This window comes from Verrucomicrobium sp. BvORR106 (genome assembly GCF_000739655.1).
Taxonomy (GTDB): Bacteria; Verrucomicrobiota; Verrucomicrobiia; order Verrucomicrobiales; family Verrucomicrobiaceae; genus Verrucomicrobium.
In genome coordinates, this window is the sequence record NZ_BATR01000066.1 from 41,948 (window position 1) to 67,404 (window position 25,457).

The 25,457-nt window shown below is 62.5% G+C and carries 23 protein-coding genes; 11 read left to right on the forward strand and 12 right to left on the reverse strand.

The window, feature by feature from the left end; genetic code table 11:
- Positions 1-66 precede the first annotated feature (66 nt).
- The 7 genes from BV106_RS35380 to BV106_RS35385 all read right to left on the reverse strand — a co-directional run bounded on the left by BV106_RS35380 (position 67) and on the right by BV106_RS35385 (position 5,035).
- Positions 67-624 carry a hypothetical protein gene (locus BV106_RS35380; RefSeq protein WP_051945588.1) on the reverse strand — a complete coding sequence of 186 codons (558 nt, stop codon included), beginning with the start codon at positions 622-624 and terminating at the stop codon, positions 67-69.
- 230 nt (positions 625-854) lie between these two features.
- The gene (locus BV106_RS10250) at positions 855-1,232 is read right to left on the reverse strand and encodes a VOC family protein (protein ID WP_038164129.1); all 378 of its coding nucleotides are present in this window, start codon (positions 1,230-1,232) and stop codon (positions 855-857) included.
- Positions 1,233-1,250: 18 nt separating this feature from the next.
- Positions 1,251-1,505 carry a hypothetical protein gene (locus BV106_RS10255; protein WP_038164131.1) on the reverse strand — a complete coding sequence of 85 codons (255 nt, stop codon included), beginning with the start codon at positions 1,503-1,505 and terminating at the stop codon, positions 1,251-1,253.
- A gap of 43 nt (positions 1,506-1,548) precedes the next feature.
- On the reverse strand, positions 1,549-2,235 hold the full coding sequence (trmD, locus tag BV106_RS10260) for a tRNA (guanosine(37)-N1)-methyltransferase TrmD (RefSeq protein WP_038164133.1): 687 nt from the start codon (positions 2,233-2,235) through the stop codon (positions 1,549-1,551).
- A 406-nt stretch (positions 2,236-2,641) separates the two neighbouring features.
- Positions 2,642-3,271, reverse strand: coding sequence for a hypothetical protein (locus BV106_RS10265; protein WP_038164135.1), 630 nt, complete (start codon positions 3,269-3,271; stop codon positions 2,642-2,644).
- A 157-nt stretch (positions 3,272-3,428) separates the two neighbouring features.
- Positions 3,429-4,554 (reverse strand): peptide chain release factor 2 gene (gene prfB, locus BV106_RS10270; protein WP_265595522.1). Its coding sequence is split into 2 segments (ribosomal slippage): positions 3,429-4,490 and positions 4,492-4,554, totalling 1,125 coding nucleotides; the frame shifts between segments, so codons are not numbered across the junction.
- 70 nt (positions 4,555-4,624) lie between these two features.
- The gene (locus BV106_RS35385; RefSeq protein WP_051945591.1) at positions 4,625-5,035 is read right to left on the reverse strand and encodes a cupin domain-containing protein; all 411 of its coding nucleotides are present in this window, start codon (positions 5,033-5,035) and stop codon (positions 4,625-4,627) included.
- A 159-nt stretch (positions 5,036-5,194) separates the two neighbouring features.
- Between BV106_RS35385 and recO the strand changes: the two genes are divergently transcribed.
- The 5 genes from recO to BV106_RS10300 all read left to right on the forward strand — a co-directional run bounded on the left by recO (position 5,195) and on the right by BV106_RS10300 (position 9,737).
- The gene (gene recO / locus BV106_RS10280; RefSeq protein ID WP_038164137.1) at positions 5,195-5,773 is read left to right on the forward strand and encodes a DNA repair protein RecO; all 579 of its coding nucleotides are present in this window, start codon (positions 5,195-5,197) and stop codon (positions 5,771-5,773) included.
- Positions 5,774-5,835: 62 nt separating this feature from the next.
- On the forward strand, positions 5,836-6,720 hold the full coding sequence (locus BV106_RS35390) for a tetratricopeptide repeat protein (RefSeq protein ID WP_051945593.1): 885 nt from the start codon (positions 5,836-5,838) through the stop codon (positions 6,718-6,720).
- A 37-nt stretch (positions 6,721-6,757) separates the two neighbouring features.
- On the forward strand, positions 6,758-7,534 hold the full coding sequence (locus tag BV106_RS10290; protein WP_265595517.1) for a phosphodiester glycosidase family protein: 777 nt from the start codon (positions 6,758-6,760) through the stop codon (positions 7,532-7,534).
- A 125-nt stretch (positions 7,535-7,659) separates the two neighbouring features.
- On the forward strand, positions 7,660-8,814 hold the full coding sequence (locus tag BV106_RS10295; RefSeq protein WP_051945598.1) for a glycosyltransferase family 1 protein: 1,155 nt from the start codon (positions 7,660-7,662) through the stop codon (positions 8,812-8,814).
- Between the two features lie 77 nt (positions 8,815-8,891).
- A complete protein-coding gene (locus tag BV106_RS10300; RefSeq protein ID WP_038164140.1) occupies positions 8,892-9,737 on the forward strand; it encodes a UDP-2,3-diacylglucosamine diphosphatase in 846 nt (281 codons plus the stop codon).
- A 773-nt stretch (positions 9,738-10,510) separates the two neighbouring features.
- On the opposite strand, the gene BV106_RS10305 is transcribed toward BV106_RS10300, so the two are convergent.
- From BV106_RS10305 to BV106_RS10320, 4 genes are all read right to left on the reverse strand, one after another.
- A complete protein-coding gene (locus BV106_RS10305; protein WP_038164142.1) occupies positions 10,511-11,413 on the reverse strand; it encodes an ROK family protein in 903 nt (300 codons plus the stop codon).
- Positions 11,414-11,522: 109 nt separating this feature from the next.
- On the reverse strand, positions 11,523-12,425 hold the full coding sequence (metF, locus tag BV106_RS10310) for a methylenetetrahydrofolate reductase [NAD(P)H] (RefSeq protein ID WP_038164144.1): 903 nt from the start codon (positions 12,423-12,425) through the stop codon (positions 11,523-11,525).
- Between the two features lie 122 nt (positions 12,426-12,547).
- Positions 12,548-13,009 (reverse strand): ester cyclase, encoded by a 462-nt coding sequence (locus BV106_RS10315; RefSeq protein ID WP_051945600.1) that lies wholly within the window; start codon positions 13,007-13,009, stop codon positions 12,548-12,550.
- Between the two features lie 173 nt (positions 13,010-13,182).
- Complete coding sequence (locus BV106_RS10320) at positions 13,183-15,237, reverse strand: SUMF1/EgtB/PvdO family nonheme iron enzyme (protein WP_051945601.1); 2,055 nt, start codon at positions 15,235-15,237, stop codon at positions 13,183-13,185.
- A 217-nt stretch (positions 15,238-15,454) separates the two neighbouring features.
- On the opposite strand from BV106_RS10320, the gene BV106_RS10325 reads away from it, so the two are divergent.
- The 5 genes from BV106_RS10325 to BV106_RS10345 all read left to right on the forward strand — a co-directional run bounded on the left by BV106_RS10325 (position 15,455) and on the right by BV106_RS10345 (position 22,380).
- On the forward strand, positions 15,455-15,979 hold the full coding sequence (locus tag BV106_RS10325) for a hypothetical protein (RefSeq protein WP_038164146.1): 525 nt from the start codon (positions 15,455-15,457) through the stop codon (positions 15,977-15,979).
- Between the two features lie 657 nt (positions 15,980-16,636).
- Positions 16,637-18,631, forward strand: coding sequence for an ABC-F family ATP-binding cassette domain-containing protein (locus BV106_RS10330; protein ID WP_038164149.1), 1,995 nt, complete (start codon positions 16,637-16,639; stop codon positions 18,629-18,631).
- Positions 18,632-18,668: 37 nt separating this feature from the next.
- The gene (locus BV106_RS10335) at positions 18,669-19,304 is read left to right on the forward strand and encodes an ATP-binding cassette domain-containing protein (protein WP_038164151.1); all 636 of its coding nucleotides are present in this window, start codon (positions 18,669-18,671) and stop codon (positions 19,302-19,304) included.
- Entirely contained in the window at positions 19,301-20,479 is a 1,179-nt protein-coding gene (locus tag BV106_RS10340) for an ABC transporter permease (protein WP_265595518.1), read from the forward strand. Before BV106_RS10335 ends, BV106_RS10340 begins: the two co-directional genes overlap by 4 nt.
- 170 nt (positions 20,480-20,649) lie before the next feature.
- On the forward strand, positions 20,650-22,380 hold the full coding sequence (locus BV106_RS10345; protein WP_038164154.1) for a DUF4407 domain-containing protein: 1,731 nt from the start codon (positions 20,650-20,652) through the stop codon (positions 22,378-22,380).
- A 721-nt stretch (positions 22,381-23,101) separates the two neighbouring features.
- Here the strand turns inward: BV106_RS10345 and BV106_RS10350 are convergent.
- On the reverse strand, positions 23,102-24,298 hold the full coding sequence (locus tag BV106_RS10350; RefSeq protein WP_265595519.1) for an LLM class flavin-dependent oxidoreductase: 1,197 nt from the start codon (positions 24,296-24,298) through the stop codon (positions 23,102-23,104).
- A 68-nt stretch (positions 24,299-24,366) separates the two neighbouring features.
- Between BV106_RS10350 and BV106_RS10355 the strand changes: the two genes are divergently transcribed.
- Positions 24,367-25,440 carry a Gfo/Idh/MocA family oxidoreductase gene (locus BV106_RS10355; protein ID WP_038164158.1) on the forward strand — a complete coding sequence of 358 codons (1,074 nt, stop codon included), beginning with the start codon at positions 24,367-24,369 and terminating at the stop codon, positions 25,438-25,440.
- Positions 25,441-25,457 lie beyond the last annotated feature (17 nt).

Sequence of the window (25,457 nt, forward strand, 5' to 3'; positions counted from 1 at the left end):
GCGACGTCTTCATCACAAATCACTGAGACGGCGTCAATCTTGCAAAACCCCTCCGAATGGTCTGGTTCAGGCAGGAACGCGCTGGCTGGCGACTCCTGTGGTGATGTCCAGTTCGTAACGCCTTCCGGAGTCATCCGTCACGGCAATGGTCTGAGCCTCCAGCTCCAGCGGCCCAGTCCAGACGCCGTCGCCCTCCGCCTGCCAGACCATGGACCCGTCGAAATTGATGCGGGTGATGGCCTGCTCGCCGTGAGTGATGAGGCAGTGGTGGATGGGGTGGTGATAGACGCCGAAGCAGGTCTGATCGTCCACCTGCGAACTCCAGAGCTGGTCCAGTCCGGGAAGCTGCAGGGCGGTGACGTAGGCGCCGCAGGCGATGAAGAGGATCTCGTCCGCAATGAGGGCCGAGTGCTCGTGCACGCCGGTCTCACCTTTGCCAGCCTGCAACTGAAGCTGGGCCAGCTTGCGGTCTGCCTCCAATACCTCAATGCGGTGGCATGAGACGGGGGCTGCACCCGCTTCATCCAGCAGAAGAAGTCCGGGCTCCGCCGATGTGGAGGTTGCTACGACGGGAAACCCCTCGCGCAGCTGGACGGTGTAGGGCGGATGCGAAAGGCTGATCATGGGGGCGGGAGCTGAATGAATGCGCGTGGAGCAACTGCCGTGCAAGTGATCGTGTGCGATATCGACAGGTGTGAAGAGCAGGGTTCCCAGGAGGTACCATTCTTCCAACTGAATGAGGCCGGGCTTTCAGCCCTCAAGTACCTCTTCGCTCCCAAACCCTGGGGCGTTGCCCCAGGCTGGGATGAAGCCGGGCCTTTGGCCCTCAGCTTCCAACAAAAGGGCTGCTGCCCCTAGGCTCTGATGATCACCGCCTCGATGCGGTAGCCATCGGGATCGATGACAAACGCGGCGTAGTAGCCGGGCCCGTATTCTGGGCACAGTTCGGGCGGTCCGTTGTCCGTGCCGCCGTGTTGCATGGCGGCCTCATAGAAGGCGGCGACGGCCTCCTGCGAAGGCGCGGAGAATGCTGCGTGAAAGCCATCACCCGCTACCGTGTGATGATCCGGGCGGAGGCGGATGGCAAACTTGTCCTGCCCATCGATGGTGCCATAGCCCACGGCGGTGTCATCGCTCCATACGCGGCGATAGCCGAGAGGGGCCAGCGCGGCGTCATAGAAGCGGGCAGATCGGTCGAGATCCGCCACCGCGAAGGAGAGGTGGTGAAGCATGGCGGGCAGATGGGGCGTTCAGGGTTGCCGCTTCTTGAAGAGGTATTGCACGATCGACCAGAGACCCGCGTAGCGGAAGCTGGGGTCGGCATAGTGATGCAACACATAGAAGCAGAAGTAGTAGGCCCGGCAGAACGCCCAGAGGGTGATGGCAAAGAGGACGAGTCGCCGTGGGTCGTAGTCGGGGAAGAGGAGGAGCGCTCCAGACAAGACGCCCAGCAGGAGGAACAGCGCGCCTTTGAGCTTCAGGATCTTGGGTGAAGTGATGTCCATGGCGGAGGCGGGCTGGGTGAGGGGGCATTGACGATCCAGGAGGTCAGGCTGGCTGCTCCGGCGGCAGCAGGTCCGGGCGGTTCTTGCGGGTGCGCTCACGGGCCTGTTCCTTCCGCCATTTGGCGATCTTCCCGTGGTCGCCGGAGAGGAGGATGTCCGGCACGCGCTGGCCCTGCCACTCGGCGGGGCGGGTGTAGTGAGGGTGGTCCAGCAGGCCAGATTCCGTGAAGCTTTCCTGCACGGCGGATTCGTCATCGCCCAGCACGCCGGGCACAAGGCGGACGATGGCATCCACGATCACCGCGGCGGCGATGGCTCCGTTGGTGAGGACGTAGTCGCCGAGGCTGATTTCCTCGTCCACACAGGTGTCGACGATGCGCTGGTCCACGCCTTCGTAGTGGCCGCAGAGGAAGATGAGATGGGGCTCGGTGCTGAGTCGGCGCGCGGTGGCTTGATCGAAGGGTTTGCCCTGCGGGGTCATGAAGATGACCTTGCTCTGCGGGGTGCGGACCTCCTCCAGCATGGCGGCGATGGGCTCCGGCCGCATCACCATGCCCGGGCCGCCGCCAAAGGGGGCGTCATCCACCTGGCGGTACTTGCCCATGCCGTGCTTGCGCAGGTCGTGCACCCGGAGGTCCAGCACGCCTTTTTCCCGGGCACGCCCCATGATGCTCGCGCCCAGCGGCACCGTGACGACTTCGGGGAACAGCGTGATGACATCGACTTGCATTGCGGCGCAACGTAGGGAGACAGGGGCGCGGTGCAAGGGGCGCGGGGCGGGGAGTGGTGGAGTGGTGGAGTGGTGGAGTGGTGTGGCTGGCGGAATGAGTGATTCTCTCACGAAGGCACAAAGGCACGAAGGATGGCGCGAGGTCGGGCGCTGAGGGGCGGAGCGTGAGTGAGACTCCCAAGGATGCGTGCGGTCCCAGGCCATAGCGCTCCAGAGTCAGTGGGGAGTGCGCGCTTCCGGCGTGCTGGCTTCTGCATCTTGCAGAAGCCTCTGTCGAGTGTCCCTCTGGCACCACAACCTCCTTGACGTTCCCCCAACCCAAAATCCCGCAAGCGGGATCAGGTGGAGGAGGCCTCAAGTCGTTTGGGTCTTCTTTTGGCTTCCGTTGTTGGAGGCTGGCTTCAAATCACCTAGGGGCAAAGGGACTGAGTGAGTCAGGCGACTTGGCATTCTTCTCCAGCACCGACACCTTCACGGGCGTGAGCTTCACGGTGCCATCTGGATAGTCGCTCAAGCTCGCTTCCAGATTGCGGCCATCGTCGGTCAGACCGCGGGTTTCCCAGTCCACCCGATAGGTACGGTCCACAGCTTCTTTTCCCTCGGCGGCGGGGACTTCCGCACGGATCGTCTCAATGCGGATCGGTTTGTCGAGATGGTTGTGCCAGCGCGCGTAGTAGCGGCCTTGCGAGAACTGAAAACGGATGCCCAGCTTGTCGATCTCCTCCTTGGGAAGCTCTTTCCATGAAGTGGACTCTGAGGTTGTCTCTGTCGATGGAGCGGGCGGTTGCTTGGCCAGTTGGGCGGCTTCGAACGCTTCAGAGGCGGCGCTATCTTTGGCATCCTCTGCTTCGGACAGGCGATTCGCATCGAACGAGGAGACGAAGACCTCTTTCGCCTCACCGGTGAAGCGGTTGATCTGCACGAGCCGTTCGCTGCCGCTGCCGCTTCCCTGCTTCACCAGTTGCTGGGTGAACCCGAGGTACACAGCTGCGGCACCGAGGACGGCACCGCCCAGAAGAGCGAGCAGGATTTTCATAGGGTGAGGAGGTGGAGCGATGGCGTGATGATGAGGATGACAACACCAAAGACGTAAACGGCCAACCTCTATTCGATATGCCGACGCAAAAAAAGGCCCGCATCGCTGCGGGCCTTCAATCAAAAATCACAAATCAGCATTCCAACATCCGGATGGCCTACACATCCTCGTCGTCATCGCCATCGCCTGCCTTGCGGCCGCGGAGCTTGGCTTCGATGAAGGGATCCAGCTCGCCGTCCATGACGCTGCCCACGTTCCCGGTCTTTTCCCCGGTGCGGTGGTCTTTGACCATCTGGTAGGGCTGGAAGACGTAGGAGCGGATCTGGCTGCCCCAGGCGACATCCCCTTTCTCACCGTACTGGCGTTCCATCTCGGACTTCTTCTTGTCCTGTTCCAGCTGGTACAGCTTGGCCTTGAGCATGTTCATGGCCATCTCCCGGTTTTTGCCCTGGGAGCGCTGCACCTGGCAGTTCACGATGATGCCGGTGGGTTCGTGGATGAGTCGGACGGCGGTCTCCACCTTGTTCACGTTCTGGCCGCCTTTGCCACCGGAACGATAGGTCTCGAACTTGATGTCGGCCTCGTTGAGCACGATGCCGATGTCCTCGTCCACTTCTGGCGTGACGTCCACGCTGGCGAAGCTGGTGTGGCGACGCTTGGCGGAGTCGAACGGGGAGATGCGCACCAGGCGGTGCACGCCGCGTTCGCAGTTGAGCTTGCCGAAGGCGTAGTCACCCGTGACGCGGAAGACGGCGCTGCGCACGCCCACTTCTTCACCAGGGGCGAAGTCCACCATCTCCGTCTTGTAGCCGCTGCGCTCACACCAGCGCTGGTACATGCGCAGGAGCATGTCTGCCCAGTCGCAGGATTCCGTGCCGCCGGCTCCGCAGTGAATGGTGACGAAGGCACCTTTCTTGTCCAGCTCACCGGTCAGGAGCATGGCCAGCTCGAAGTCGCTGAGCGCCTGCTCCATGGCAATGTACTCCTTCTCGACCTCCGCCCAGGAGGCGAGGTCGTTCTCATGCTGGGCAATTTCCCCCAGAACGAAGAAGTCATCCAGACGCCGCTCGAGTTCTTCTAGGGGGAGGACTCTGCTCTTGAGGTTGTTGACGGTGTCGATCGTCTTGCGCGCGCGTTCCTGGTTGTCCCAGAACTCAGGGCGGGCCAGCTCGTCTTCCAGCGTCTCGAGGTCGGATTTTAGTTTCCCGACGTCAAAGATACCTCCGGAGCCCGCCAAGGCGGCCCTTGAGGCTCTCCGTGTCGAACGCTTGCAGATCGGTGATGACGGTTTTGGCCTTGTCCATGAAGGTTTAATAAACCCGCGGGCCGGGGAGGCAAGCGAAACTCAAGCGATCATGAGGCGGGGGGAACGGTGAATCCGGCAGGGGTGTCGCCCACGAAGTACACGTCCCGGTCCGGGCGGGAGCCAGGAGCGTGGATGTCCAGCATGACGAGAGGTTCCTCCCCGGTGATGAAGCCGTGGGTCGTGCCGGGAGGCAGTCGCAGGAAATCACCTGTCTCCAGCGGATAAGGGGTACCATTGAGAATGGCGGTGCCGCGACCAAACAGGACGTAATAGTACTCTTCCGCGATCTTGTGGTAGCTCACGCTGGTGGTCTGGTGTGGCTCGATGCGCACGCGATACGCCGTGCCCGCCCCTTCATCTGCCAGAGGAATGAGGGACTCGATCTCATAAGGCCCCAACTTGGCGCGGGTGGAGGGGGTGCCCGCGTGATGGTGGAGGATTTGGAGCGGCTGGGACATGGTGGGGAGAAAGATGGCCTGACAATGTGCTGAGAAAAAAGCATCCTGCCTCCGATTTCCGCCGCATCATCCATGGCACATGGAGGATAACGTGGCACTGGTGGAGGGGGCGGGTATTGAACAGTCCGCCCGGTCGTAACACAGAACTCAGCAACCCCGGTGGAAAGCGCGACTGCGATCCTGATCAACCGTCATCGATTGACGGAGAGCAGCCTCATTGTGCACTGGTGCGCTCCTGACCTGGGATTGTTCAAGACGGTGGCCAAGGGGGCGTTGCGTCCGCAGTCCGCCTTTGCGGGACGGCTGGACTTGTTCGTCACTTGTGAGGTCGTCTTCCTGCCGAGCACCAAGAGTGATCTGCACTCCCTCAAGGAGGTGCATCTGGTGCAGCCACGACTGCAGATGCGCAACAGCTACGCCAGGGTGCTGGCGGGGACTTATTTCTCAAAACTCGTCGAGCTCGTGGTGGAGCGGGAGACGCCGTTGGGAAGTGTGTACGAGCTGTTACAAAAAAGTCTGGACTACCTGGAGGGGCATGAGCCCAGCACCCGGTTGGTCCATCGGTTTGAGAACAAGCTGTGCGAGGAGCTCGGCCTGGGTCAAGTGTCGGCCGGGGCTGCGGGGCTTTTGCACGAGACCTTTCACCGCCCGCTGCCACTACAGCGAGCACAACTTCTGGAGGTGCTGGAGGTGGCGGATGGTGCAGATGCTGCTGTTCCTCGCCACGATTTTACTTGATGCGGGCGAGGTCCTGCCTTGTTATGTCCAGCCCCCGGGGCACTGCTGGTTGCTTTTAACGTATGTCTTCAGAGAATCTCAACACCCTGCTGGAAGGGCACGTAGCCAGCCTGTACGAGGCAGGCAAGCTGGACGACGCGCTGCGAGTGGCGGGTACGGCGCTGCGGAACGCAAGGCAGGCCGTGGAGGATGATGAGGCCAACTACCCGGTGCTGGTGAATGCGCTGGAGATCCTGGCCAATCTCAACCGTCAGGCAGGGGATTTTGCCAAGTCTGAGTCCCTCTATCAGGAAGGGCTGGAATCCGCAGCCAAGTGTCGGGTGCCGCAGGAGCAACTGGCGCGGCTGCGCAGCGGCCTGGCCATGCTCTATGACTTCAGCCAGCGGGAAGAGGCGGCCATCCCTCTGTATGACCAGGCGATCCTGGACTATGAGTCCGTGACGCCGCCCAAGTCCAAGGAATCCGCCGAGCTGCGGAACAACTTGGCGATGATTTACAAGAGCCTGGGCCGCTATGCCCTGGCGGAGCAGCACTACCTGATGTCGCTGGAGTCCCTGGAGCGCCTCTATGGTCGCGACAGTGAGCGGGTTGCCGCTGTCTTCAACAACCTGGGCAGCCTCTACTACACTGCGGGCTTCCCGGAGCAGGCCAAGGAGATGCATGTGGAGGCGCTGGACATCCGGCAGCAGGTGCTGGGTGCTGAGCATGCGGAGGTGGCCCAGAGCTACACCAACCTGGCCACGGCCTGCTACGACCTGGAGGACGATGCCGGGGTGCAGGAGAACTACGAGAAGAGTCTGCGCATCCTGGAGCAGCATCTGGACACTCACAGCGACTCCTACGAGCAAACCGGGGAGGATTACATCGCCGTGCTGGAGAACCTGGGTGAGCCCAAGAAGGCGGCGTCCCTGCGCAAGCGCATGGACAAGGTGCTGGGCCGCAACTGACAGGTTAGTTTTCCCATCTGTCCACCGTATGAAGGGGATGTTCCGTCTCTCCAAAGGTCGCGTGCTCGGGTGGTTCGCCTCCGTCTTGGGCGTGTCCTTCACTCATCTGGGGCATGCCGCGAATCTGGAGAAGGTGGAGTTTGGCGGGGCCATCTATCATGTGCTGCGGGTGGATCGGGCCGATTTCGCGCGGCTGGATCTGCGGTGGCTGGGACAGGATGGGAAGCCGCTGGGGGGCTTCGGCCCTCTGTTGCAGGAGGCGGCCAAGGGTGGGCGTCAGATCGAGTTTGCGACCAATGCGGGGATCTACGAGCGGGGGCCCAAGCCCTGTGGGCTGACGATTACCGGCGGCAAGGAGCTGGTGCCGCTGAATCTGGCCAAGGGGGAGGGGAACTTCTACCTGCACCCGAACGGTGTGTTCTTTCTGGATGACAAGCGGGGTGCGGGGGTGATGACCGGAGAGGAATATGGACGGAGCGGGCTGCAGCCGCGTCTGGCCACGCAGAGCGGCCCCATCCTCCTGCGTCAGGGGAAGATCCATCCGGCCTTCAACGTCAATTCTCCCAATCGGCGACTGCGCAATGCGGTGGGCGTGCGGGCTTCAGACGGGCAGATCATCTTTGCTATGTCGGACCGCGAAGATCGGGAGAAGGGGCGGGTCACCTTCCACCAGTTGGCCAGCTTTTACCTGCACTTGGGGTGCAAGGATGCCCTCTTTCTGGATGGCGACATCTCCGATGTGCTGTCCCATCCGCCTGCCGGAGCCAAGGTGACACCCAATACTTTCGCGGGCATGTTTGTGCTCTGGAAATGACGCAGAGGGGCAAAGTTTCCCCATGTGATGTCAAAAGAATGAAGGAAGGTGTGGGTGACGGAAAAGTCACCACCTGCGGATTTTGCCGCGGGAATTCAGGAATACTCTGAGAAAGGCCCTGCCTGATGAAATTCATGATCATCTCAGACACGTTCCCACCGGACATCAACGGTGTGGCACGGACGCTCCAAACCTTGGCCCGCGGTCTTGCCCGACGCGGTCATCAGGTCTCTGTGCTGACGACCACGGAAGGGGCGGGCGGTGAGAACCTGAGCCACGGGGTAGAGGTGAAGGCGATCAACTCCCTGCCGGTGCCCGGGTATGCTGGCATCCGCATGGGGCTGGCCACGCGACGGTTCTTCAGCCGGAGGATCGGCGACTTCAAGCCGGACGGCATCTATGTGGCGGTGGAGACCCTCATGGGGTGCAATGCCATCCGCGCCGCCCACCAGTGTGCCAAGCGGGTGGTCTCCGGCTTTCACACGAATTTCCACAGCTACTCGGACGACTATCGCCTGCCCTTCATCAAGCGGGCGGCCATGTGGTACCTCCAGTGGATCCACAATCGCACCGCGCGGACGCTGACCCCTTCTGAGAGCACTGCTGAGCAGTTGCGCGGCCTGGGCATCAAGAACGTGGGCGTGCTGGGTCGTGGGGTGGACACGGATCTCTTCAACCCTGAACGCCGGGACGCCGAGCTGCGGCGCTCCTGGGGGGCGGAGGAGGATACGCCGGTGGCCTTGTTCGTCGGTCGCATCGCGGCGGAGAAGAATCTGCCGCTGGCGGTGAGAGCGTTTCAAAGGATTCAGCAAATCCAGCCCAAGGCGCGGGCGGTGTTCGTGGGGGATGGGCCCAAGGCCGCGTGGCTGAAGCAGCAGCACCCGGAGTTCATCCACGCCGGGGCACGCACGGGTGAGGACCTGGCCCGCCACTACGCCAGTGCGGATCTGTTTGTCTTTCCCAGCCTTTCAGAGACCTTTGGCAACGTGCTGACGGAGGCTCTGGCGAGCCGCCTGGTGACGGTGAGCTACGACTATGCGGCTGCGCGTCAGTTTGTGCGGCATGGCGTGAATGGCTATGTGGCACCGGAGAAGGATGAGGCGGCTTTTCTGGCGGCGACCGAGCTGGCCCTGCAGCACTGGAGCGACGTCGGCATCCGCGATGCGGCCCATGCCACCGCCTTGAGACTTTCCTGGAACTCCATCATCGAACAGTTCGAGCAGGAACTACTCGGCACGATACCGGCGGCGGCCTTGAGCGGCGCTGAGGTGCGTGTTTGACATTTGTTTCCTCTTTCCCCCAAGCCCCCACCACACAACACCCGACACATTACGCAACAGGCTTCGGCCGACCCATCATGAAACGAAAACTACGCTTCAAGACCATCTTCATCTCAGATGTCCACTTGGGGGTTCAGGAGTGCAAGGCAGCCCAGGTGAGTCATTTTCTGAGGAACTCGATCTGCGAGAAACTGGTGCTCAACGGCGACATCATCGACGCCTGGGCGCTGCAACGCGATGGTAAGTGGACCAAGGCGCACACGCACTTCGTCCGCACTGTGCTGCGGAAGATGGAGAAGGAGAACGTGGAAGTCATCTACACGCGCGGCAACCATGATGATGTGCTGGAGCGCTTCCTGCCCATCGCGCTGGACAACTTCAGCATCGTGTTTGATCACGTGCACGAGTCGCCGCACGGGAAGTACCTGGTGGTGCATGGGGATGGCTTTGACCACGTGACCACGAACCACAAGTGGATGGCCGAGGTGGGTGCGGTGGGTTATAACACGTTGCTTAAGCTGAATCGTGCCTACAACGCCTACCGCCACTGGCGTGGCAAGGAGCCGTTCTCGTTCGCCAAATGGGTGAAGGCCAAGGTGAAGGGTGCGGTGAGCTTCGTGGGCAAGTACGAGGAACAACTCCAGCAGCTGGCCCACAGCAAGGGTTGCAAGGGCATCATCTGCGGCCACATCCACACCCCGGCGGACAAGCAGGTGGGGGACGTGCACTATTTGAACTCCGGGGACTGGGTGGAATCCATGACCGCCGTGGTGGAGCACCTGGACAGGACGTTCGAGGTGATCACCTATGAAGACTGGTGCCGCAGGGCCAACCGCGAGCCGAAGGGCCTGTTGCTGAACACCCCGACCGCGCCGGAGCTGGAGGAGGATGCGGAGTTGTCGTTGTCCGGGACGGCGGTGTGAGAGCCCGCCTTCGGGGGGAGACAGAAGACTGGAAGACACAAGACACAAGACACAAGACCTGAGGTCTGGGGTGGGGGAATTTTTCTCACACGAAGGCACAAAGGCACGAAGGTTTGGTGGGGAAGAGTCTGAGCCGGTAAAGGAGGCGGGGTTCCTAGCCCCGCTCAGTCGAGCGTCTGATGAGGTGGCGTGGGAGTGTGAGGTGGAGCGGACGATTCTGCGACCCCTTCAGGGTCGGGGGGATTTTTTGAGGTAACCGGGGGTGTCAGTCGCTACGCTCCTTCGACCCCCGGCTACCTTCTGTGATGCCTTCGGCATCGGGGGTACGCTGGAAGCGTGCGGTTCTCAATGACTGTGAAGCGTTGTGGCTTGGATGCTTGGGGAGCGCACGCATCCTGCGTGCTGTTCCCGGCATCTTGCCGGGAACTTCAGTCGCATGTTTTGGCGGTTTCTCAGGCCGATGCTCGTGTCATTCCCATCGGCTTTCTCCGCCTGATCCTGCGCAGCAGGATTTTGGGAGTGCGGCAAGGATTGCCGCTTTTGGGGAGTCCTGTGTCGGGCTGGTTACGATGTGGCGCGGGCGGAGGAATGGGCTCCGCTGTCACTTGTGAGGGGCTCGAACCTCACAAGGTGTCCCGAAAGCGGCGCTTCACGCACGCACTCCACAGCGACTTCGTCGCCAGGTGTTGGAGAATCTTCGGTCGCTGCGGATCTTGCCCGGCCTCGGAAACCGAAGGCCGGGTTGGCGGAAATAAACCGCTTGCGTCCAGTCCCTACTTCAGCGCCCCGATGCCCAGTGCCATGGCACCGAGCAATCCTGAATCATCGCCCAAACCAGGGGAGGTGATGTAGCTTTCGATATCCTCGATCAACTCGCGGGTCTGGATGTAGCCATTCAGCAGGCGCTGCACTTCCTCCCGGATCATGGGGAAGAGGTGGTACTGGTGCATGACGCCGCCGCCGAGGATGATGCGTTGCGGTGAGAGGGTGAGGATGAGATTGGAAAGGCCCAGGGCCATGAGGGTGGAGAACTCGCCCCAGCAGGCATGATCGGGGGCATAAGTCTCGGCCGGGAATCCCCAGCGGGCAGCGATGGCGGGGCCGCTGATGAGGCCTTCGAGGCAGCTCCCATGATAGGGGCAGATGCCGTCGGGCTCGGGCGCATCCGACATGATGGCGGGAATGAGGAGGTGACCGATCTCCGGGTGCAACGCGCCGTGCAGCGGCTTGCCGTTGATGAGCACGCCGCCGCCGATCCCGGTGCCAACGGTGATGTAGATGAGGGGCTCGCAGGCGCGGCCATGGCCCCAAGTGTACTCGCCCAGCGCAGCGGCGTTCACATCGGTGTCGAAGCCGACGGGGACGTGGAAGATCTCTCCCAGGGAGCCCAGGAGATCGGTGTACTTCCAGCCGGGCTTGGGCGTGGTGGTGATGTAGCCGTAGGTGTCACTGCTGCGATTGAGGTCCACGGGGCCAAACGACCCCACGCCAATGGCGCTGAACTTCCCCACCTGCTTGGAGGCCTGGTCCAGGAACGCGAAGACCTCACGCAGCGTTTCCGTCGGGTCCGTCGTCTCGATGCGCGTGCGCATGCGGATGTCGTCGGGCCCCGTTCCTACGGCACAATTGAACTTGGTTCCTCCGGCTTCGATGGCGGCGATCAGATCAGACTTCATGCGGGACTTGGGGGCAGGGGAGTTGCAGTGGGGTTCTAGGCAAGCCGGTGACTTGCAGGAGATCGGAACGCCGGTCCGGGTCGGTTTGAATCTTTCGATTCAGACCGATTCAGAGCGACCGGGAGTCTTTCAGGCCCAGGCTGGCGTAGATCTCCCGCGTCGCACGGCTCTTGTTGAGCGTGTAGAAGTGGAAGCCGTCAACCTGATGGTCCAGAAGATCAGCGCACTGCTCGGTGGCGTAGTGAATGCCCACGCGTTCCACGGCGGCTTCATCGCCATTGCAGCGGGAGATGGCCTTCAGCAGCTTGGCGGGGAACCGGGCCCCCGCGGCCAGCTCGGCCATGCGCTTCATGCCGGAGGCGCTGCTGATGGGCATGATGCCTGCGATGATGGGGACATTGATGCCAGCGAGGTGGCAGCGATCGCGGAAATCGAGGAAATCGCGATTGTCGAAAAAGAGCTGGGTGCAGATGTAGTCTGCGCCGGCATCCACCTTGGCCTTGAGGTAATCCATCTCGAGAAGGCGGTTGGGGGTGGTGGGGTGGCCCTCAGGGAAGCCGGCCACACCGATGCCAAAGCCGCGATTGTCAGGATGGCCGGAGAAGTTGCGGATGAAGCGCACCAGATCGGAGGCCTGCTGGAAGGCGTCCTTGGATTTTTCGTAGTTGGCCAGACCGCGCGGAGGATCCCCGCCGAGGGCGAGGATGTTGCTCACGCCGGCTTCGGCATAGCGCTGCAGGATGCTGCCGATGTCCTCCTCACTGTGGCACACACAGGTGAGGTGAGGGATGGGGTCGAGGGAGGTGGTCTGCTTGATGCGCACCACCAGATCATGGGTCAACTCGCGCGTGGTTCCGCCTGCGCCGTAGGTCACGCTCACGAAGTCCGGCTTGAAAGCTTCCAACTCACTGATGGTTTCGTAGAGCGCCTGAGAGGTCTCGGCGGTCTTGGGCGGGAAGAACTCAAACGAGAACGTCGGGCGGCGTTGGGCGAAGATGTCGCGAATATGCATGATGCTTGAGAAGGGCACTCAACTCCGCCCCAGAGGAAGTTGCAACCCTGGCTTCAGGAGAATCACGCCTCAGGGTGTGAACACAAATTGACCTCAGAAGCCTGGATCGGGGCAATCGGAACTCAGGCCACGTTGCTGGGCTCGGAGTCAGGGGCATTCTCCACCAAAATGCTGGCCGTGCCAGTGCCGCTGGAGAGGGCCTGCATGAACCCGCTAAAGTTCCAGTGATCCCAGCCCTCGACAAAGAGATCATCCTGGACCGTGAACCAGCTGACGCCGTTGAAGGTCAGTTTGCGCCCGGTGGCGCCGATCCCGAAGGCGTCGCCCGTATGGGTGCAGCGGGCTGTCCAGCGTACGGCCACTTCGGCGCCAGACTCGATCACGGCATTCACCTTCACCTCGACGTCCGGGAACGCCGTGAGGAAGGGGCGGTGGAAGAGTTCAATGAAGGCCTCAGGCCCCACCATCTCGCCCCCTTCGGTATGGCCGATGGCATCCGGGGCCAGCATCTCCCGAATCGCGTCGGGGTTGCGTTCATTCCACACTTCGTGGAACCAGCGAAGGGCAAGGTCTCGCGGTGACATGGGGGGCATGCTAGGGCGTTCCTTGGAATAAACCAAGCCTTTTTGTCTGATGGGATCTGCCAAACGTGGCCTGCCGTTGTTCAGGGAGGGACCTCATGGGCAGGGGGATGAGGCGGGGTCTTTAACCCTCCTGAGCGGGGGACTAGCCGGCATTGAACTTGGGCCGGTGGCTCTCACTTCCGCCCCTCCAGCCAAGCCAGGTTGAACGCGTAGTGATTCTTGCTGGTGAGGAGCTGGATGTTCCCGTCCCGTGTCTGGGTCACCGTCAGGTAGCCGCAGGGCTCGGCCAGGGTGTCGCTGACCTCCACCATGACGCGATCAATGGCGTTGATGGACCGTGTCGCGCCGCCGGGCGTGACCAATCGCTTCACCGGCCAGGTTTTACCCTCGTCGTAAGACACGGCGGCAAACATCCCGTAGCCGGTGAATTCCCTGCCGTCGGCGGTATGGAACTTCATGCCCTTGCGGTTCTTCCAGTCGCGCCACTGGTCGGTAAAGCTGCACAGCAGAATGCCGCCCTCCTGAAGCCGGATCATGGCCGCGCGCTGCACGGTGCTGATGGCGGGGAATTCGGTAGTTTCATAGGTCCATGTCTTGCCCAGGTCACTGGTGAAGCTGGCCGGGGTCTTGTGGTCAAACTTTGCCTGGTCCGCCTCCTGGTCGTTGCGGCTCACAGCCATGATGCGGCCGTCCTTGAGCTGCACCATGGGGGCGTGGATGCCGGGGTAGCGGAAGCCCTGGCCTCCGGGCCGGAAGTCGCTGGCCTGCTGCTTCACGTCGTTGTAGGTCCAGGTGGCCCCGTGGTCGCGGCTGTACACGAGGCTGCACTGGCGCGTGTCATTTCCAAGAACCAGGGTGCCATCGGCAAGGCGCAGCACCTGATTGCCGTACTCTCCCGCAGGCTGGATGAGGCGGGCCTTGGTCCAGGTCGCGCCGTTGTCGGTGGAGGTGCGGAACAGGTTTTCATCGCGACCTTTTACAAAATGGTAGAGCGTGGACTGGCCGTCCCGCCAGACCTTGGGCGCGTGGTCGTTGATGTCCGGGCCATCCCAGAAGGGCGAGGCGGGTTCCCACTCCGTGGCACCGTGGCGCAGACGGCTGGCCAGGTTGTTGAGTTCCGCGCCGGGTTCCTCTGCGCAGGAGTACCATACGGCGAGCAGATCGCCGTTGGGACACTCGGTGATGGAGGGGCTGTGATTGTGCGTGAAGAAAAGGGGGCCGAAGGAGCCGGGCTCGATCTTCACGTAGGGCTTGGGACCGGAGAAATGGGGGAGGTGCTGGGGGCCCTTTTCGATTTTCATGGACCCGTGCTTCACCTCCCGGGCGTGCTGCGGGGCGGGGGCAGGTGGCAGCGGTTGACTCTTGGGCGCGTCGGCGAGCACGACACGGAACCCGGTGCGGCTGTGGCGTGACTCCGGGAGCCAGGCGGCACGGTTGGCACTGCGGAGATAGCGGGCGAAGTTGGAGTGATATCCACCCCGAATGACGCGGAAGTCGCCGTCGGACCGGCCGACGGGATCGGTCTGGGCACCGGCTTCATAGGGGCCGTACCAGTCGCTGCACCACTCGGCCACATTGCTGTGCATGTCATACAGGCCCCAGGCATTGGCGGGAGACTGCGCCACACGGAGGCTGACCTTGGCCTCCTGACGGTAAGGGGGAGGCAGGGTACCGTCGGGTCGTGCCAGGGGAACGTGCCCGGTGGTTCCGGTCCAGGGCTGAAAGTTGTCCGGCAGGGCGTCGCCCGTGGAAAACAAGGTGGTGGTGCCTGCGCGGCAGGCGTATTCCCACTCCGCCTCGGTGGGCAGGCGGTAGGTGCGCCCCTCCTTCTGGGTCAGCCACTCGCAGTACTTCACCGCCTGGTGCCAGGTGATGGCGGTCACGGCGTCATCGTCCGGCTGGCCCCTGCGGAAGTCCGGATTGCTCTGGCGGTACTGGCCGATCGTGACCTCCGTGGCTCCCATGAAGAAAGGCTGGGAAAGCGTGACCTGATGGGCCGGCTTTTCGTCCCAGTCCGCATCGTCAAACTTCTCCGGGTGCTTGGAGAGCCGGTAGTCGGAGGGCGGTCCGTCCTGGCCCATGGTGAAGGTGCCCGGCTGGATGCGCACGAGCGTCATGCCGACGGCGTTGGTGAGGGTGGGGGCGTCACCTTGCGAAAAAGCTGGGCTCGAGGCTGCGGCGAGAAGCAGGGCCAACGGAAATTGAATCAAGAGTTGGCGGGAGAGCATGGGGAGAGCGGGATGGTGCGCTTGAGGGAGGGTATGTTGGGACTTACGCAATACGTCGAAGATGCTCTGTGCTTTCGGTCGTTGGTGGTGGGGCGAGATGAATGATCCGGCGCCACCCCGGATCGAGAAAATGCGAAAAAACCGCTATGAATCTGTAAATTACTCCGCGTACAATCCGAAACGGATGCCTCTGATTTCAACCCACCCATTCCCATCCATGAACCGGCTGTTCCCAGGTCTTTTCGCTTTATTCATTGCAACTTTGCCGCTTCTCCGCGGGGCGGACCTTGGTGTCGAGCACATCGGCAAGACGAACGAGCAATACAAGGCGGTGCCAGTGACGCTCAAGGGGACGGAAAAGCTCACTACTCAAGCGACATTTCGTCCGCCGGTACAGATCACGATCACGGCAAAAACAGACTCGACCGACCTCAGGGTAGGGTACGCCGCGGATCAGGTGATCTTCAACTGGCGGGATGTGCCACATCAATTGCGAGTGGACGGAGGCCCTGCCAACGGTCAGCACAAGACCGGTAAGGGCATCATCCCAGCGAACAAGTATGTGATCATCCGCTGGGTGGTCACTTCCACGTCCCAGGCGATTTACGTCAACGAGGAACTGCGATTCGAGCATTCTGGCGACTATTCAGCCATTAACAGTCCGGTCTCGGTGTTTTCAGACTCCTCAAAGGTGTCGGTGAAGTCGATCCTGGTGCAGGAAATCAAGGAACCCGCGAAATAGGTTGGTTGTGGATGAGTTGGCCCTGCTCACGATGCAAAGTGAGCGGATGTCATTGGGGGCGCGAAAGCGGTGCTTCACGCACGCACTCCATCCCGACTCGTCGGGACAAGCGAGGCCAGGTGTTGGGGGGCTTTGGCTGGAGGCCCTTCACAGACTTTGCAAAATCGTCGTCCTCGGCAAGATGCCGAGAACAGCACGCAGGATGCGTGCGCTCCCCGACATCCGTGTTGCGCGGGAGGCGTTGCTAGGCATCCGTCTCGCTCCACGCGAGGGTATTTTGACGCCAAGGGCGTCAGACAAAATAGCCCGGGGTCAGGCGAGGGACGAGCCGCCACCCCGGGTGTACGGTTTGATGGGTAGGAACTCCGAAGTGAGTTCTACAGACCGTGCAAACAGACCTGATGCGGCTGCCGAAAATGGGGGGTGTGACTTCCGGTAGCCTGAGCGGTTTGTAGAACTCCGTTGGAGTTCCATCGTGTTCACCCCAAACCCGGGGTGGCGACCGCTTCGCGGTCTGACCCCGGGCTTTTATGTATCACGCCGTTGGCGTGGGGGTGCCTTTTGGCCCGGCGCTGGGAAGCCAGGCCAAAGCCCAGCACTACTTTTGTCCCTCCGGCCTTTGCATCCCCCTCCACCTCATGGCATGGGTGCTCTCCCATGCTTGCCGCAGAAAACCTTGGTATCTCATATGGCCCCCGCCGTCTGTTTGGAGAATTGAACTTCACCATCCGGGCCGGGGAGCGCTTTTCCCTGGCCGGGCCCAACGGGGCGGGCAAATCCACGCTGATGAAGATCATCGCGGGGATCGAGCAGCAGGACGAGGGGAAGATCATCAAGGCGAAGTCGGTGACGGTGGGCTACCTGCCGCAGGAGGGGGTGGAGGTGAAGGGGCGCACGCTCATGGCGGAGGCGGAAACGGCATTTGAGGACGCGATGGAGCTGCAGCGCCAGTTTGACGAGGCGAGCGAGGCTCTGGGCACCTACGACACGTCCTCCAGTGAGTACATCGACGCCCTGGAGGTCTTTGGCGACCTCCAGATCCGCCTGGAGCACCACGACCTCTCGAAAATGAAGCCGCGCATCGAGCGCGTGCTCATGGGGCTGGGCTTTGCCCACAAGGACATGGACCGGCTGACGGACGAATTCAGCGGGGGCTGGCAGATGCGCATCGCCCTGGCCAAGCTGCTCCTGGCAGAGCCCAGCGTGCTGCTGCTGGATGAACCGACGAACCACCTGGACATCGAGACGGTGGTCTGGCTGGAGGACTACCTCAAGAATTACCCCGGCGCGATCATCCTGATCAGCCACGACCGGCGTCTGCTGGACAACCTGACGAACCGGACGCTGGCCTTCGAGCCGGGGGCCCGGGCCACCCAGTACCAGGGCAACTATTCCTTCTTTGTGCGGGAGAGCGCGGCACGTCGCGAGCAACTGGAGCGGGCGAAGAAGAACCAGGACCGCGAGATCGCGAAGACGCAGCAGTTCATTGACCGGTTCCGTGCCCAGGCCAACAAGGCCTCCATGGTGCAGAGCCGCATCAAGGCGCTCGACAAGGTGGAGCGCATCGAGCTGGAGGAGGAGGCGGACGAGATTGGATTCAAGTTCCCACAGCCTCCGGCCAGCGGCCACACGGTGATGCGCATGGAAGGCGTGGCGAAGAGCTACGACGGGGTGCGTTACGTCCTGAAGCCCTTCGATTTTGAGATCAGCAAAGGCGACCGCCTGGCGATTGTGGGCGTGAACGGTGCGGGCAAGACGACGTTCAGCAAGATCCTGGCCGGGGTGGAGAAGGCGACCGGTGGCACGCGGGAACTGGGGCACAACGTGCGGGTGGGCTACTACTCGCAGGATCATGCCGATGCGCTCGATGGCGCGAAAACCGTGCTGGAGACGATTGAGAAATCCGCCAAGGGCATGTCTGAGGCCCAGCTCCGCACGCTGTTGGGTTGTTTCCTTTTCCGCGGGGATGATGTGTTCAAGCGGGTCAAGGTGCTGAGCGGTGGGGAGCGCGGACGTCTGGCCCTGGCCAACATGCTGCTCATGCCCTCCAACTTCCTGGTGCTGGATGAACCGACGAACCACCTGGACATGCGCTCCCAGTCGGTGCTGCAGCAGGCGCTGCTGGACTACTCCGGCAGCTACGCGATCGTCTCCCACAATCGTGATTTCCTTGATCCGGTGGTGACGAAGACGCTGGAGTTCCGCGTGGGTGAATCTCCCCGGCTTTTTCACGGAAACCTGAGCTACTACCTGGACAAGAAGGCGGAGGAGAAGGCCCGGCAGTCATCGGGCAGCAGCGTGAGCTTCAGCGCTCCAGTTGTGGTCGCGAAGCCGACTGCCCCTCCGGTGGAGATCGACAACAACTCCAAGGAGCGTCGGCGTGTGGAGGCGCAGAAGCGCCAGCAGCGGACGCAGGTGCTGAAGCCGCTGCAGGAGAAGCTGGAGAAGGTGGAAGAGCAGATCGCCAGCCTGGAGCAGGAGAAGATGGCGCTGGTCAAGAAGATGAACGGCGACGGTTTTGGCACCGACGCCGGCGAGGTCATGGAGACCACCAGCCGGTTCAACACGGTGGAAGGCGGCCTGGAAAAAGCCTACTCCCAGTGGTCTGAGGTGAGCGAGGCCATCGAGCGGGCCGAGAAGGAGTATGCCTGACCGGAGTTAAGACCACGAACCCCAGCCTTCTTCTGCGATGCTTGAAGTCCGCGACCTCCGTTTTACCTACGGCGCGGGCGGATTCTCGCTGCACATCCCGGAGCTGATCCTGCGACCGGGCCAGAGCCTGGGGCTGGGTGGGCCGAGCGGGGCGGGGAAGACGACGGTGCTGAAGCTGTTCTCCGGCATCCTGGTTCCGCGGGGAGGCACGGTGCAGATTGAAGGGGCCGCGCCGAATCGGGCGGTGCGGCTCGCTCGCACGGGTCTGGTGTTCCAGGACTTCGCCCTCATCGAGTACCTGACCGCCTGGGACAATGTGCTGCTGCCGCTGCGGCTCACGGGGCGTCTGCAAAAAGATCACGAGACGCGGGCTGCATCTCTGCTGGAGGCGGTGGACATGGCGGGGCATCGGGACCATCTGGTTTCCCGGCTTTCCCAAGGGGAGCGACAGCGGATTGCCGTGGTGCGGGCGCTCTTGCACCGGCCGGCCCTGCTGCTGGCGGATGAGCCAACCTCTGCGCTGGATACGAAGCGCCGCAACATGGTGGCGGGACTGTTGCAAAAGGAACTGCACGAGCATGGCACGATGCTGGTCCTGGTGACGCACGACTCCGAGTTGCACGAGCAGACTCAGCAGAAGATCAGCGTGGAGGCGTGGAGCCAGCCATCATGAAAGGGCCGCTGCAACTCGCCTGGCAGTATGTGGCGCACTACCGGCTGCGGACTCTCCTGTTGATCCTCGCACTCGGGTTGACGCTCGCCTTGCCGCTGGCCGTGCGGGGCTTGGTGCAGATCGCCCAGGCGGAGATGCGCTCGCGTGCGGTGGCGACCCCGCTGGTGCTGGGAGCCAAAGGGAGCCCGCTGGAACTGGTGCTCAATGCCCTCTACTTCCGTCGACGGGGCGCGGGGGAAATCCCTCAGAAGCAGGTGCAGACCATCCGGTCCAGCGGTCTGGCATCGGCCATCCCGCTGTATGTGCGGTATCACGCCCAGCAGGCCCCCATCGTGGGCACGAGTCTGGAGTACTTTACCTATCGTGGGCTGCGCATCGCGCAAGGACGCGCACTGGGCCGGTTGGGCGACTGCGTGGTGGGCGCGCGCGTGGCGCGCGAGCGCGGCTGGCATGTGGGGGGCAAGGTGAGCTCCTCGCCCGAGCAGGTGTTTGATCTCGCGGGTATCTACCCGCTGCGCATGACCATCACCGGGGTGCTGGCGGAGTCGGGAACGGCGGATGACCAGGCGATCTTTGTGGATGTGAAAACGGCCTGGTTGATCGAGGGCAAGGCCCACGGTCATGAGGACCTGGTGAAGGCGGAGGACCCGAACGCGGTGCTGTCGCGCACGGATCAGAATGTGGTGGGCAGCAAGGCGGTGCGGATGTTCAACGAGGTCACGAGCGAGAACCTGAAGTCGTTTCACTTTCACGGGAATCCGGATGATTTCCCGCTCACCGCCATCCTCGTGGTGCCGAAGGACGAGAAGGCGCAGGCCATCCTGCTGGGGCGCTATCAGAAGCCGGAGGCCGCCCATCAGTTGGTGCAGCCGGGCGTGGAGATGGATGCGCTGCTGGCCACACTGGTGCAGGCGGAGCGGTTCACCGTGGTGCTGCTGGTGGTGCTGGGGGTGGTGGTGGTCTTGATCTCCGCGCTGGTCTTTGCGCTGTCCTTCAAGATGCGGCGGCGGGAGTTCGCCACCCTGGAGGATCTTGGGATCAGCCGCTGGCGCATTGCGACGGTGAAGGCGGCCGAGGTGGTGATGGTGGGGCTGCTGGCGGCGGGATTGGCCGGGGGCATCACCGCGCTGGTCTGGCGGGTGGGAGCGGGGCTGGTCCGCATGAGTTTAAATTGAATCTGGCGGCCCTGTCCGGCGTCAGAGGGTTCGCAACTTCTTGCAGGGGACCTGTCGGGCGAGTATAACTGGCCTGCACAAAACCCTGCCTGCGGGCGGAGGATCCCCGGCACAGCCTCCTCGATAGCATCCCGCCTGCGTGCCTTTTTGACCTCTTGTCGTCTCCCTCCATGAACCAGCCTGGTTTCTTCGCCCGTGTCTTTGTCTGGCTTTCCGGCGCCAGTGACGTGAACTTGCGCGAGTGTCCGCCGTGGGAGGTGCGCAAGTATGTGGCCTTTGGCGCGACGGTGCTGGTGCCCTGCGTGTTTGCCTTCATCGCGGCGGCGTATGCCATCTCCACGCTGACAGAGAACTGGAACGTGATCTTCGGTGTGGCGGCGGTTTGGGCGTTCATCATCCTCACGGTGGACCGGGCCCTGCTGGCCACGTACCGGGCATACCAGTCCTTCTTCCGGAAGGTGAGCCAGTTTTTCCTCCGCCTGGTTGTGGCAGCGCTCATGGGAGTCACCGTCTCCCACCCGCTGACGCTGCTGCTCTTCAAGGACACCATCTCCTCCGTGATTGAGAAGGATCGCGAGATGGAGCTGAATGCCGTGCGCGCCACGGCTACAGAGCAGAAGAAGTTGGTGGAGGATAAGATCACCGTGCTGGACGGAGAGATCGCCAAGGCGCGCCAGAAGTGGGATGAGAGCTTCAGCGCGAAGTTCCTGGCGGGGGATGAGAACAACGCCGAGAAGAAGCCGCTCACGGACGAGGAAAAACGGGCGAAGGCGGAGCTGGAAAAACAGATCGCAGAAGCCAAGGCCCCGACGGTGGAAAAGCTGGAGACGGCGGAGAAGGAAATAACTGATCTCACCACCCAGTCCGTCCGTTTGCAGTCGGAGCTGGACTTCTGGCAGAAGGAGTTCGAGCGCGAGCTCAACGGCCAGCGGAGCGGCATCATCGGCCTGGGGCCACGGGCCAAGAGCATCCAGAGCGACCAGCTGGCCTGGCGTCGCGATGAGAGCAAACGTGTGGCCGGTATGCTGGAGGCCCGCACGCTGGAGCGCACGCAGTTGCAGGCCGAGTCGCTGAGCATCGAGCAGACCCTCACGGCAGCGGCGGAAGTGAAGGCGACCGAGCAGGCGTTGAAGCTGAAGCAGGAGCAGGCCAGGATGGAAGGGCTGCGCCAGCAGGTGCAGCAGCAGCAGGCGGACCAGTTTGTGGATCAGCAGAACCAGATCCGCGCGACGCTCAAGGCGCAGATCGACACCCGTCTGGAGCAGATGGAACAGACGCAGAAAGAGCTGGCCAAGATCGGTGAAGACGAGCGCGCACGCATGGACAAGATCCGTGAGGAGCCGCGGCGGGACATCTTGAAGCAGACGCTGGCGTTGCACCGGGTGTTCAAGGAGGGGTCTGAGGGCGGGCAGTTCGCGCTGACGGCGTATGTGGTGCTGTCCCTGCTGTTCATGCTGGTGGACACGATCCCGCTGATGGTGAAGTTCTTTGCCAAGCCTGGTCCGTATGACACGCTGGTGGATTGCGATGAGGTGCGGTTCGACAAGGAGCGCGAGGCGTTCCTGAAGAGTTATCACCGGTACATGGATGAACTGGCCAACGGCCGGCTGCTGCACCTGACCCGGAACAAGCCGTTGGAGCAGGCGCTCATTGAAGGCGTGGACCGCTCCAAGGCGGCCAAGGAGTTTCTTGAAACCCTCATGGATCTGGAACAGACTTTCCAGCAGCGGGTACGCTCCCAGGAGGAGGCGCTGGCAGGAGCCAGTGCGCATTTCTCCAGCGTGGAGCGCCAGGCGATGCTCCGGCACATGGCGGACACGTTCTACGGCGACCTGCGTGGGCGGATGGAGCAGTTCTTTGATCAGGGGGCGCCAGCCTTCGGCGGGAGACAGAAGACTTGAAGACACAAGACGCAAGGCCTGAGCTTTCGCAACGGAGTGTGCGCCCAGTGAAGTGATCAGTAAAAGGAGTGAGGGACATTCCTGTCCCGGTCGGGGCCGGGCGTCCCATGACGTCGTTGGTGGAGCTGATTGGCAATCGGAAGGGATGATGGGGTGTGGGATGAAACATTCTCACACGAAGGCACAAAGGCACGGAGGGGGAAGGGATGGCAGGTGATCGGAGCGGATGGAGGCGGCGGATCGATGAAATGACTTCGCTGGCACCCTTTCAGGGTGCAATTCGTTTTGCTGACGTACCGGAGGTGTCGGTCGCTACGCTCCCTCAACCTCCGGCTACCTTCTGGGATGCCTTCGGCATGGCTCGCTTCGCGGGAGACTAAAGACGTCAGATATGAGCTCTCGCAATGGAGTGTGCGCCCAGCGAAGTGATCAGTAAAAGGAGGGAGGGACATTCTTGTCCCGGTCGGTGCCGCGCGTCCCATGACGGGGCATCCAGTTGGGCGGCTTCGTTCGTTGGGTGTCATTCACCGGAGTTTGCGCTGGGACGTGCGATGGGTCCGGGACTGGAAAGTCCCTGCCTCCTGTTACTGACGACGCTGCATGGCGCGGAGTGCCTCAGTTGATCTATCGGAGCGCGAAGTGAGGCAAGCTGAAGATTGTACTCCGTACAGTTTCAGCCCCAACACCTTGACCACTGCCTACTGCTGACTGCCCACTGGATTCACGCCATCGCCAGATGCTCCTCCTGCACGCGTGGCAGGCGGCCGTTCACCTCGTTCAGGCGGCAGGTCTTCAGGCGGGGGAGTACGTATTTCGCGAACAGATCGCACTCGCTCAGGTGGGGATAGCCACTGAAGATAAACGAGCGCATGCCCAGGTCTTTGTAGCGCTGGATCTTCTGGTAGACCTGGTCGGGATCGCCGACGATGGCGCTGCCGCAGCCGCTGCGGCCCCGGCCGATACCGCTCCAGAGGTGATCTTCGATGTAGCCATCGTTATCAGCCCCGGCGCGCAGGGCATCCTGACGCAGCACGCCGGCGGACTGGTGGTCCTGTGAGCGGCATTTCATCTCACAGGCACGGGCGTCGTCCAGACGGGAGATGAGCTTGCGGGCGGCATCTCGCGCTTGGGACTCGGTCTCACGAACGATCACGTGAATCCGCAGGCCGAAGTCGATGACCCGGCCGAACCCTGCTGCCTGACGGGAGAGGCTGCGCATGGTGTCGGCCAACTGGGGCATGGTCTCGGGCCACATGAGGAAGACATCGCAGAAGCGGGCGCAGAGCTCCTGGGCGCGGGGTGAAATGCCGCCGAAATAGAGCAAGGGGCCTCCGTTTTGCTGGTAGGGGCGGGCGGCGTCGGTGCGGATGCGGGCGATGTCGTAGAACTCGCCTTTGAACTCCAGCTCATCCTGGGCCCAGCATTGCTGGAGAATCTGCAGCACCTCGGCGCTGCGGGCATAGCGGGCCTCGTTGTCCTGGTCCATGCCCGGGAGGTTGGAGGAGATGATGTTCAGGGCCAGACGGCCGCGGGCAATGTGGTCCAGCGTGGCGATGGCGCGGGCGAGCATGGGCGGGTGCACCTCCCCCATGCGCAGGGCCACGAGCTGGTGGATCTGCCGGGTGAGCACGGCCATGGAGAAGGCGAAGCCGAGGGCGTCCTGCCCTTCGGTCCAGCCGGAGGAAAGGAGCACGTTCTGGTAGCCGTGTTCATCCGCCCGGCGGACGATCTCCGAGCAGTGCTCGAAGCTGCTGCGGTGATGGGGGGCTGGATCCCCCAGGAACTCGCAGTCGTCTGAGCACAGTGCTCCAAACCACGCTACCTCGGCCTGACGGCGTCGAGATCGGATCCGGATTCCTTGCGGGGGCTCGACAGGTGTGAAGGGGGGCACCATGGCGACGGAATTATGGTTTTTCATACGATAGCCCAATTTATTCCCTTCACAAAGAATTTTCCTTTCTGCTAGCCGATTGGTTAGGCTGGGGGATGCCGTCGACACCACAGCAAGTGAGATTTGGCCTGGTAGGGTATGGAGCGTGGGGCAGGCACCACGCGCAGGCCATCGCCGCCCATCCGGAGGCGGTGCTGACGGCCGTGGTGGCACCCTCAGAGGCCTCGCGCAGGCTGGCGCAGGAACACTTCCCGGGGGTGGAGGTGTTCGCGACGGCTCAACAGATGCTGGAAACGGCGGCGGTGGAGGTGGTGGACGTGGTGGCCCCCAATCATGTGCATTTTCCCATCGCGGCGGCGGCCCTGAAGGCCGGGTGCCATGTGCTGCTGGAGAAGCCGATGGCGACGACGCTGCCGGACTGCCACGCGCTCATCGCACTGGCAGCTCAGGCCGGGCGGCAGATCATGGTGGGGCACGAACTGCGGCTGTCCTCCCAGTGGGGGCGCATCAAGGAGCTGATCGACCAGGGAACGATCGGGGTGCCGTGGAATGTGCTGGTGGAGCTTTCCCGGCGTCCTTACCGCCTGGGATCGGGCGGCTGGAGGTATGACCCGGAGCGGGTGGGGGACTGGATGCTGGAGGAGCCGGTGCACTTCTTCGATCTGGCCCGCTGGTACCTGGAGCAGCATGGCGAGCCCGCGACAGTCTATGCCTCAGCCAATGCGGTGGACGACTCCCGCCCCTCCCTGCATGACAACGTGACGGCGATCGTGCGGCATGCCTCCGGGGCGCAGGCGACGATCTGCCAGACGTTGGCGGCCTTTGGCCATCATCAGACGGTGAAGGTGACGGGCAGCAAGGGGGCCATTTGGGCCAGCTGGAGTGGGGCCACGGACCGGGTGCCGGACCCCGTGTGCACGATGCGCGTGTATGATGGCGAGTCGGTGGAGGAGCTGGAACTGCACCTGCCTTCAGGAGAGCTCATCGAGCTCCGACAGGAGATCGACCACTGCATCCGAGTGGTGAGAGAGGGCCTGCCCCCCGTGGCGAATGCGAACGACGGGCTCTGGAGTGTGGGGCTCTGCCTGGCGGCGGGGGCTTCCACTCAATCGAGGGGGATTGTCGAACTGGATGCTTTCATTCAAGGTGATACCCCTATCCCTCAATGAGCATTTAAAGCCCTAAA

Coding starts and splice junctions, on each gene's coding strand:
- BV106_RS35380 (WP_051945588.1), bottom strand. CDS start 624: ATGATCAGCCTTTCGCATCCGCCCTACACCGTCCAGCTGCGCGAGGGG.
- BV106_RS10250 (WP_038164129.1), bottom strand. CDS start 1,232: ATGCTTCACCACCTCTCCTTCGCGGTGGCGGATCTCGACCGATCTGCC.
- BV106_RS10255 (WP_038164131.1), bottom strand. CDS start 1,505: ATGGACATCACTTCACCCAAGATCCTGAAGCTCAAAGGCGCGCTGTTC.
- trmD (WP_038164133.1), bottom strand. CDS start 2,235: ATGCAAGTCGATGTCATCACGCTGTTCCCCGAAGTCGTCACGGTGCCG.
- BV106_RS10265 (WP_038164135.1), bottom strand. CDS start 3,271: ATGAAAATCCTGCTCGCTCTTCTGGGCGGTGCCGTCCTCGGTGCCGCA.
- BV106_RS35385 (WP_051945591.1), bottom strand. CDS start 5,035: ATGTCCCAGCCGCTCCAAATCCTCCACCATCACGCGGGCACCCCCTCC.
- BV106_RS35390 (WP_051945593.1), top strand. CDS start 5,836: ATGTCTTCAGAGAATCTCAACACCCTGCTGGAAGGGCACGTAGCCAGC.
- BV106_RS10290 (WP_265595517.1), top strand. CDS start 6,758: ATGTTCCGTCTCTCCAAAGGTCGCGTGCTCGGGTGGTTCGCCTCCGTC.
- BV106_RS10295 (WP_051945598.1), top strand. CDS start 7,660: ATGAAATTCATGATCATCTCAGACACGTTCCCACCGGACATCAACGGT.
- BV106_RS10300 (WP_038164140.1), top strand. CDS start 8,892: ATGAAACGAAAACTACGCTTCAAGACCATCTTCATCTCAGATGTCCAC.
- BV106_RS10305 (WP_038164142.1), bottom strand. CDS start 11,413: ATGAAGTCTGATCTGATCGCCGCCATCGAAGCCGGAGGAACCAAGTTC.
- metF (WP_038164144.1), bottom strand. CDS start 12,425: ATGCATATTCGCGACATCTTCGCCCAACGCCGCCCGACGTTCTCGTTT.
- BV106_RS10315 (WP_051945600.1), bottom strand. CDS start 13,009: ATGTCACCGCGAGACCTTGCCCTTCGCTGGTTCCACGAAGTGTGGAAT.
- BV106_RS10320 (WP_051945601.1), bottom strand. CDS start 15,237: ATGCTCTCCCGCCAACTCTTGATTCAATTTCCGTTGGCCCTGCTTCTC.
- BV106_RS10325 (WP_038164146.1), top strand. CDS start 15,455: ATGAACCGGCTGTTCCCAGGTCTTTTCGCTTTATTCATTGCAACTTTG.
- BV106_RS10330 (WP_038164149.1), top strand. CDS start 16,637: ATGCTTGCCGCAGAAAACCTTGGTATCTCATATGGCCCCCGCCGTCTG.
- BV106_RS10335 (WP_038164151.1), top strand. CDS start 18,669: ATGCTTGAAGTCCGCGACCTCCGTTTTACCTACGGCGCGGGCGGATTC.
- BV106_RS10340 (WP_265595518.1), top strand. CDS start 19,301: ATGAAAGGGCCGCTGCAACTCGCCTGGCAGTATGTGGCGCACTACCGG.
- BV106_RS10345 (WP_038164154.1), top strand. CDS start 20,650: ATGAACCAGCCTGGTTTCTTCGCCCGTGTCTTTGTCTGGCTTTCCGGC.
- BV106_RS10350 (WP_265595519.1), bottom strand. CDS start 24,298: ATGAAAAACCATAATTCCGTCGCCATGGTGCCCCCCTTCACACCTGTC.
- BV106_RS10355 (WP_038164158.1), top strand. CDS start 24,367: ATGCCGTCGACACCACAGCAAGTGAGATTTGGCCTGGTAGGGTATGGA.